General features: G+C 65.4%; 7 protein-coding genes. 1 reads left to right on the top strand and 6 read right to left on the bottom strand.

The window, feature by feature from the left end; translation table 11 throughout:
- The 6 genes from tssF to tssA all read right to left on the bottom strand — a co-directional run.
- The coding region (gene tssF / locus EOA24_RS19135; protein WP_127409977.1) for a type VI secretion system baseplate subunit TssF at positions 1 to 1,756 on the bottom strand (1,756 nt) is incomplete at its 3' end.
- 1 nt (position 1,757) lies between these two features.
- Positions 1,758 to 2,510: a type VI secretion system baseplate subunit TssE gene (gene tssE / locus EOA24_RS19130; RefSeq protein WP_042638539.1), complete on the bottom strand. Its 753-nt coding sequence runs from the start codon at positions 2,508 to 2,510 to the stop codon at positions 1,758 to 1,760.
- Positions 2,497 to 2,973, bottom strand: a complete 477-nt coding sequence (locus EOA24_RS19125; protein ID WP_126062707.1) for an Hcp family type VI secretion system effector — start codon at positions 2,971 to 2,973, stop codon at positions 2,497 to 2,499. The genes tssE and EOA24_RS19125 overlap by 14 nt, the downstream gene beginning before the upstream one ends.
- A 46-nt stretch (positions 2,974 to 3,019) precedes the next feature.
- Positions 3,020 to 4,525, bottom strand: a complete 1,506-nt coding sequence (tssC, locus tag EOA24_RS19120; protein ID WP_010910844.1) for a type VI secretion system contractile sheath large subunit — start codon at positions 4,523 to 4,525, stop codon at positions 3,020 to 3,022.
- A 3-nt stretch (positions 4,526 to 4,528) separates the two neighbouring features.
- Positions 4,529 to 5,065 (bottom strand): type VI secretion system contractile sheath small subunit, encoded by a 537-nt coding sequence (tssB, locus tag EOA24_RS19115; RefSeq protein ID WP_040985731.1) that lies wholly within the window; start codon positions 5,063 to 5,065, stop codon positions 4,529 to 4,531.
- A gap of 5 nt (positions 5,066 to 5,070) precedes the next feature.
- On the bottom strand, positions 5,071 to 6,246 hold the full coding sequence (tssA, locus tag EOA24_RS19110; protein WP_126079268.1) for a type VI secretion system protein TssA: 1,176 nt from the start codon (positions 6,244 to 6,246) through the stop codon (positions 5,071 to 5,073).
- A gap of 329 nt (positions 6,247 to 6,575) precedes the next feature.
- Here tssA and EOA24_RS19105 point away from each other — a divergent pair.
- On the top strand, positions 6,576 to 8,435 hold a 1,860-nt coding region (locus EOA24_RS19105; protein WP_127409976.1), incomplete at its 3' end, for an AAA family ATPase.

Genomic DNA, 8,435 nt, shown 5'->3' with positions numbered 1-8,435 from the left:
CAGGGAGGGCCGAAAGCAGCAGTGGGCTTGGACCCGCCAGCACCGACTGGTCGACATGCAGCGTCACCTCGGTGCCGCGGCCGAAACACATCGGCCCGTCGATCTGCAGCCGCTCGATCACCGGGCGCGAGTCGATGCGGGTGATCGAATGCACGTTGCGGGCAAGGCTTGGATCGCCGCGATCGGCGTAGAGGTCGAGCAAGGCGTGCAGCGGGTCGACGCCGCGGCCCTCCTTGGCGAGGCTGAGGAAGTTGAGCGAAAGCTGCGCCACCAGCCGCCAGGCGAGATTGTCGGCGCGGGATTCGCCTTCGGCGCCGGCCGGCAGAGCTGCCGGGATGGCCGGCTGCGGCGGCCGCAGCGCGCCGAGCAGCCGCACCGCTTCCACCGGATCGGCGGTCTCCAGCGTCAGCGTCGGCGTGTCGTCCAGGATCGCCAGGTCGCGATTGGTGCAGAGCGCCATCACGTCGAGCCGCTTGAGCGGCCGGTTGGCCGGGCTCCCCGCCGGGCGCGACACCGCGATGAAGACATCGTCGCCGGTATAGGAGGTGCGGGTCAGGCCGTCGCGCCGCTCGTCCTCCGTTGCCCGGCGCGGGCGCCGCTCCGTCGAGTAGACCCAGCCGCTGCCGCGGTTCTGCCCGAGGCTGAACAATTCGGGAATGACCGCTTCGCTGCCTTCGGCGTCGGCGTCCTCAACCCGGGTGACGCGGAAGATCTCGAAGTCGCGCGCCCTGGTGCGATCAGCATGCAGCACCTGGCGCGTCCGGCGCGGATCGATCTCGATGACGTTGCATTCGCGTTCGAAGAGATTGATGATCGGCGTCGCGAACAGCTCGAAATCGGCGGCCGTCACATCGGCGAGCTCCGGCACCGGACGCCGGAACAGGAAGATGATCTCTATTGCACCATCGCACTTGCGCACCACCGGCTGCAGGCCGGCGACCCGCACATAGTGGAAGCGCTCCGGGATCATGAAATATTCGCGCAGCAGCCGGTACCCCTCGAAAGTCGGGCGGGTGCGCGGCATCAGCGCTTCGTCGTCGTGGATGCCGATCATCTCGGGCTCGGGCAGGGCGGTGAGCGGATTGGTCTTGCCTTCCGCCCGCGCGCCGACGGCCGAGCAGGCGCCGAAGATCGCGTCGAAGATGAGCGGCGCCTTGGCGCGCCCGGCGAAATAGAGGTCGAGGCGGTCGAGCGACAACTCGCTGAGCTTGCCCTTTCCGGTCCGCGCCAGCGTGATGCGGAACGCCGCCTCGCCGCGCACGCCGCCGATCGGCGCGATGCCGGCGGCCGCCAGCGCGCTGCGGTCCTGGAAATAGCCGACCGAGGTGATCGCGATCGGCCACAGCGTGACCTCTTGCGCGGTGGTGAAGGTCGAGCGCGTCGAGAGCCCCGGATGCAGGCCCGAGACCAGCCGCGTGCCGCGCGCGACGGCATGGCCGGCGATCATCGACTGCACTTGCTGTCCAGGTTTCAGCACGGCCATCGCCGTCGCAGGCGCCGGCGTCACCAGGTCCGGGTAAAGCACGTCGAGCACGGCTCGCGAGAAGCGCGAGCGCTCCGCGTCGACCTTGAGCCGCGTGCGCGCCGCAAGGAAGGCAACGCCGTCGAGCAGCCTTTCGACATAGGGGTCGGGGCAGGGGACGGTATCGAGGGAAAGGTTGCGCGCGACCGCCGGATGCATGTCGGCGAATTCCGCGGCCAGCGCCCGGATATGGGTTAGTTCCTCTTCGTAATACTCTACGAAGACCCGATCCATCTCAGGTCTCCCGGAATTCGGTTCGCGCCAGGCCGTTGTCGAGATTGATCGTGGTGCGCAGCCGCATGCGTTCCGGCGTCGGCGTCATGATCAGCACGGCGTCGATCTCGATCTTGAGGCCGACGCTTTTGTCGCCGAGCGTGACATTCACGGTTGTCGCGCTTTCCTTGAGACGCGGCTCGAAGGTGGCGAGCACCGCGCGGATTTCGCGCGCCAGCGTGTCGCGGTCGAAATCCCGCGAGGAGCGGCCGGAGAAGGACGGCACGCCGTAATTGACGACGCTGCGGCGCACTTCCGGAAAATCGGCCAGCGACGGCAACTCGTCCAAGGGCTGTTCGTGCTCGGCGTCGGACAGCATCGGCACGGATTCGAAACGCTCGGTGTTGAACAGCGCCTCTATGTCGCGCCGGACGGCTTCGCGCAGCACGCGCGCCGATACCACCACGCCGCGGCTTTCGATTTCGGCGCGATGCTCGGTCTGGAAGATCAGCCTATGCAGTCGCCGTTTCTGCTCGGCCGTAAGCTCGGCATCGGCATCGATGGCCCGCGCGCTGCCGGCAAGAAGAGCCTCGACGCGCTCGGCGCCGAGTTCTTCATCCAGCAGGCGACGCAGCCCGTCGATCTCCGACGTCAGCCCGGGCAAATCGTTGACGAGGCGGTCCCAGAGGGAGGGCTGAACCGCCTCGCGCTTTGCCCGGGAGCTGCCGGCGAGCTGCGCCTTTGCGCCGGGCCGCTTGGCCTCACTTGCCGACATAGACGTCCATTTCGATCTCATCGTCCTTGTCGTAGACGAACTTGATCTTCTTGTAGGCGAAGCTGACCTCTTCCTCGATCAGGTCTGGCTCGTCCTGCGCCTGCCGCATATCGTATTCCATGATCGAGGCGTCGGTGAGAGTCACCACCAGATAGTCGCTCGTCTCGCCGTCGATGGTGCGGCGTGCCGAGAACACCACCTCGTCCAGCGCCTTGTTCTCGAACAGCGCCTTCTTCAGGTAGGGCGACGACTTGTCGTAGTGCTTGAAGAATTTGATCATTCCCATGGACACGCGGCCGCGCCGCGACAGCGAGTTCGGGTCGTAGGGCGCGATCATCTTGTAGTCGACGCCGTGGATCTCGATCTCGTCTTCATGGCCGTCACGTTTGCTCGGGCCCTTGATGTCCGGCACTTTCAGGAAGCCGTCGATTTTCGTCGAGGGCGCATCGGTTCTGTCTGGCATTGTCTTTCTCCACCGCTACGAAACAAGATGACTTTGCTTAACGAGTTCAGCCCTTCACCGACGGCAGTTCCGACACCAGCCGGAGCGAGGCGTTGATGCCTTCCAACTGATAGTGCGGACGCAGATAGAAACGGGCGTTGTAGTAACCGGGCCGGCCTTCGACGCTGTCGACCTGCACCTCGGCCGCGGCAAGCGGGCGCTTGGCGCGCGCCTTGTCGTCGGCGAAGGCAGGGTTGGCCAGCACGTACCGGTTGATCCATTCTGTCAACCAGATCTCCATGTCGGTGCGTTCCTTGAACGAGCCGATCTTGTCGCGCGCGATCGCCTTGAGGTAGTGCGCGAAGCGCGAGACCGGGAACAGGTAAGGCAAGTTGGCGGAAAGCCGCTCGTTCGACTGCGCGTCAGGATCGACCAGACGTCCGGCGCGCGTCTCGTCGTCCTGCAGCGAATGCGCGCCGATGAAGGCCGCAAGGTCGGTGTTCTTGCGGTGCAGGATCGGCATCAGGCCGAGTTTGGCCAATTCCGCTTCGCGCCGGTCGTCGATGGCGACCTCGGTCGGACATTTCATCGCGATCGAGCCGTCGTCGGTTGGGAAGGCGTGCACCGGCAGGTTGAGCACCGTGCCGCCATTCTCGACGCCGCGGATCTGCGTGCCCCAGCCATAGAGCTTGTGGCTGCGGTTGATGTTGACGCCCATCGGGAAGGCGGCGTTCATCCAGACATATTTGTTGTGGTCGCCGCCCACCTCCTCCTCGAAGGTGAAGCCCTTCACCGGAACGGTTTCCGAACCATAGGGCAGGCGCGCCAGCACGCGCGGCATGGTGAGCCCGATATAGCGGGCGTCCTCGCTTTCGCGCAGCGACTGCCAGGAGGCATAGGCCGGGTTGTTCACGATCATCTGCAGGTCCTGCGGGTTCGGCAGTTCCTGCCAGCTGTCCATGCGGAACAGCCGCGGCGAGGCGGCAGCGATGAACGGCGTGTGCGCCGAGGCGCAGACGCCCGAGATGTTGCGCAGTAGGCCGACGTCGCGCGGGTGGTTGGAGAACTCGTAGGCGCCGATGATGCAGCCGATAGGCTCGCCGCCCAGCATCGAATACTCGTCCGTGTAGACCTTCTTGAAGATCGGGCTCTGGTCCCACATCTGGCCTTCATAGTCTTCCAGCGTGTCGGCCAGCTGCTCCTTGGAGATGTTCATCACCCGGATCTTCAGCTTGGTATCGGTCTCGGTGTTGTTGATCAGGTACCAGAGGCCGCGCCACGTGCCTTCCATCTCGCGCACTTCCGGCGCATGCAGGATCTCGTTGACCTGCGTCGTCAGCATCTTGTCGATGCCGGCGATCAGCGACTTGATCGACTTGATCGCGTTAGAAGAGATGGTCGTCGTCTCGGAGCGCGATTGCGCCGCCAGTGCCAGGTTGCGCACCAGCTGCTGCAGCTTCTCGCTGTCGTCCTTCTTGACCTTGAAATCCTTTTCAAGGAGCCCGCTGAATTCGCCGAGATCGATGGCTTCCGCCTCGGCGGTGGCGGCTGCGGTTTTTTGCTGTTCGGCCATGACTTACTCCTCGCCCTTGCCGTCATCCATCGCCTGGCTGGCGATCTTGCTCAGCAGCGGCTCGTTGTTCAGAAGCTGCGCGATGCGCTTTTCGGCGTCGACGCGGCCGTCCATGAAGCCCAGCAACTCCTCGAGCTGGCGGCGCATCTTCAGGATCTCGGCCAGCTGCGGGACCTGCTCGGCGATCTTGTCCGGCGCGAAGTCGCCCATCTTGGAGAAGGTGAGGTCGATGGCGAGCTCTTCGTCCCGCTCCTGGCCCTCGGCTTGCGGCAAGGTGTTCTTCACCCGCGCCTTCACGCGCGGCCCCATCGCTTCCATGAATTTCGGGAAGCGGTTGGCGTCGGTTTCGACGAAGTTGCGGTCGAGGACCGATTTCGACGCTTCCTTGGTCTGCGAAGCGCCTGCAAGGTCCGCCATCACGGCCATGACGAACGGCAGTTCGATCGTCGTCGGGCTGCCGTAGGTTTCGACATCGTAGGCGATCTGCACGCGCGGCGCGCGGTTTCTTTCGATGACCTTCGCTTTGCTCTCTGCTGGCATGCTTGTTACCTTTCATCCTTCTGGGCCGGCTTCTTGGGATCCGGGACACCGGCAAGCAGCCGGAATTCCTTCAGCCCCGACGGGGCGAGATCTTCCATCAGTTCCACGAAATCCATGTGCACCATCCGGCGCACCCGCCGGGCGAGATGCGGGATGGGGCTGGACGGCTCGGTGCGGTCGTAGAAGGCGACGACGAGGTCCAGGCATTTGACGACTTCGTCGCGCGAGTTGATCCGGTCCGGCAGGCCGGCGCTCGCTTCGACTGGGCTTGCCACACTTGCCATCGGCTCGGCTCCATGACCGTTTCGGGCGGGCGTCGATGCCGGCTGAACCGGCTGTGGGGAGGCTTTCGCGGCACCATTCGCCACTTGGGCGCCCGCGCTGGAATTCCGCTCCAGCGTCGTCAGCAAACGCTGCAGGAACTTCTTCAATTCCGGGACGGTGGCGCCATTGCCTTCGATGCGGGCATTGAGGGCGGTATCAATCGCGTCGAGAGCGGCGATCGCGGCACGCGCGTCGGCCAGCAGCGACGTCATCGCGTCCGCTGCTTGATCGATCTGCGCCGCGCATCCTGTGCGCACACGGTTCAACAGCTGGTTGTGGGCGTTCGTCAGCGCCGCCTTTTCGGCGGTCCCGAGGCCGGAGGCTGCCTCCTGGAGCATGACGCGTTCGTCGAGCGCCGCCTGTTCCAGGTCCCGGCCACTGATCGGCCCGATCGCGCGCGGCGAGAAGAATACCGCCTGCCTGAGGTTCGCCAGCAGGCCTTCCTGGCCGTTTTGCAGGTCGAGCAGCGCATTGATGCGGCGCAAGGCGGCCTCGCGCGGCGCGCCCGTCCGCAGCGCAGGGTGCATCGTGTCCCAGTACTGTTCGAAGGTCCTGGCGATGAGCGTCAGGCCCTGGGCGAGGCCGGCCAGCCCTTCCTCGTTGGCCAAGGCCCGCGCAACGATGACCAGCAGCCGCAGATCCCGGCCGCGCGGACGCAATTCCTCGGCTTTTTCCAGCACGGCCGTCCAGTCGACCGGACTGGATTGCGAGGTGGGCTTGCTGTTGCCGTCGTGAACGACTTTGACCTGAGGCTCGGTCAGGCGCTCCAGGTCATGAAAAGCCGGGTCGTTGCGCAAGTCCTCTCCCGACGGATTCGCACCGTTCAGAGGATTCAGCCAGAGTGCGAGATCAATCACACCAACCCCCAGCCAGCGGCCCTGAGACCCATGTGACGTAACGTTATCACCGGCCTCACGCGACGACAATTGAGCACCTGCGCAAAAACTAACGGAAGCTAAACGCAGCCGCCTTCTCGGCGAACCCATTGCGCGATTGTCGGAACCGGTATGTGAAATGGCTCGCATAGTCCGGACGGCAATCCATGTTTGTTGCCACGAGTTTGCAAGGCTTGTGTAACCGGGCGGTGCCGCCCGGATGGATTCAAGGGCCCTATCCGCCGCACGGCTTTGTCAAGCAGCCGCTTATATGGCAGGGTATGGGTCGGCAGGTTGCGGGAGCAGGTTCGATGGAACAGCGCCGGTCATCGCAGAGCTTCAAGCGTAAGGAACTGGTCGCCAAGCTCAACGCCACGGGGGTGCGCGCCTTCAAGGCCGCCGCCGACACGGCCAAGCTGCGCGGCAATCCCTATGTCGAGCTCGCCCATTTCATCCAGCAACTGGTGCTGTCGGAGCGCTCGGATGTGCAGATGATCGTCGCCGACGCCGGACTGGATGTCAGCCGGCTGACGGCCGACATGACCCGCGCCATCGACAAGCTGCCCTATGGCGCCACTTCGGTGGAGGAATTCTCCGACCACATCTTCCACGCCATCCAGGAGGGTTGGAACCTGGCGACGCTGGAGTTCGGGGTCGAGGAGGTGCGCAGCGCCCATATCCTGCTCGCTTGTCTCAAGACGCCGGCGCTGGAAGGCCTGGTGTCGAAGATCAGCGCCGAATTCGACAAGATCGATGCGGATGGCGTCATTTCCCGCTTCGCCGATGTCACGGAAGGCTCGCTCGAAGCCGGCTCACCTCCCGCCGCGGCCGCCGCGGAGACACCGGTCAAGCGCGGCCCGGGCGGGGATTCCGCCCTGGCCAAATACGCCACCGACCTCACCCAGCGCGCCCGTGACGGCAAGATCGATCCGGTCGTCGGCCGCGATCCGGAAATCAGGCAGATCGTCGATATCCTGATGCGACGCCGGCAAAACAACCCGATCCTGACCGGCGAGGCCGGCGTCGGCAAGACGGCGGTGGTCGAGGGATTTGCGCTGCGCATCGCCCAGGGCGACGTGCCGCCGACGCTTCAGAATGTCTCCGTACGCATGCTCGATGTCGGGCTGATGCAAGCCGGCGCCAGCGTCAAGGGCGAGTTCGAAAAGCGGCTGAAGGCCGTCATCGACGAGGTCCAGGCCTCCGAAGTGCCGATCATCCTGTTCATCGACGAGGCGCATACGCTGATCGGCGCTGGCGGCGCGGCGGGAACCGGCGATGCAGCCAATCTGTTGAAGCCGGCGCTGGCGCGCGGCGAATTGCGCACCATCGCGGCCACGACCTGGGCCGAGTACAAGCAGCACATCGAGAAGGACCCGGCGCTCACCCGCCGCTTCCAGGTGGTCAAGATCGACGAGCCGTCGGAAGCCGTGGCCGTGCTGATGCTGCGCGGCGTCGCCGGCGTGCTGGAGCAGCACCACAAGGTGCAGATCCTGGACGAGGCGATCGAGGCGGCGGTCTCGCTTTCGCACCGCTATATCCCGGCGCGCCAGTTGCCGGACAAGGCCGTCAGCCTGCTCGACACCGCCTGCGCCCGCGTCGCGGTCTCGCAGCATGCGACGCCGGCCGAAGTCGAGGACATACTGCGCCGCCGCCAGGCGCTGGAGGTCGAAAGCGGCATTATCGGCCGCGAAGCGGCGATCGGCATCGACGTCTCCGACCGGCAGGCCCGTGTCGATGCCGGGCTGGCGGAAACCGAGACCGCCTTGGCCGCCGCCCAGGCGCGGTGGGATCGGGAAAAGGCATTGGTGGCTGAGATCCTCGACCTGCGCGCCAAATTGCGCGGCGAGGGTGTGCCGCTCGACGAGGCGGCGGCTGAGGAGACTGCCGGGACCGAGAGCGGGCACGGCGCAGCAAAGGCGCCCGAACAAAAGGCTGCCGAGAGCAAGGCTGGCGACGGCGCGGCTGCCGGGGCCAAGAAGGCCAAGACCCAGAAGGCCAAAGGGGCAAAGGCCGCAAAGGCCGAAACAGTTTCCGCCGAGCCGGCGGATGAAGCCGCCGCCGACCTGGCGAGGCTGCGCGAGTTGATGGCGGAACTTGCGGCCGCGCAGGGCGAGACGCCGCTGATCCTGCCGTCGGTCGACCGCAACGCTGTCGCCGCCGTGGTGCAGGAT

The sequence above is a fragment of the Mesorhizobium sp. M2A.F.Ca.ET.039.01.1.1 genome (assembly GCF_003998035.1).
Classification (GTDB): domain Bacteria; phylum Pseudomonadota; class Alphaproteobacteria; order Rhizobiales; family Rhizobiaceae; genus Mesorhizobium.
The sequence above is the reverse complement of the archived record's forward strand: the minus strand, read 5'-3'. Positions and strand labels throughout refer to the sequence as shown.

Bases quoted from the DNA above. Each gene is read 5' to 3' on its own strand.
- tssE (WP_042638539.1), bottom strand. From the start codon at position 2,510: ATGTCGGCAAGTGAGGCCAAGCGGCCCGGCGCAAAGGCGCAGCTCGCC.
- EOA24_RS19125 (WP_126062707.1), bottom strand. From the start codon at position 2,973: ATGCCAGACAGAACCGATGCGCCCTCGACGAAAATCGACGGCTTCCTG.
- tssC (WP_010910844.1), bottom strand. From the start codon at position 4,525: ATGGCCGAACAGCAAAAAACCGCAGCCGCCACCGCCGAGGCGGAAGCC.
- tssB (WP_040985731.1), bottom strand. From the start codon at position 5,065: ATGCCAGCAGAGAGCAAAGCGAAGGTCATCGAAAGAAACCGCGCGCCG.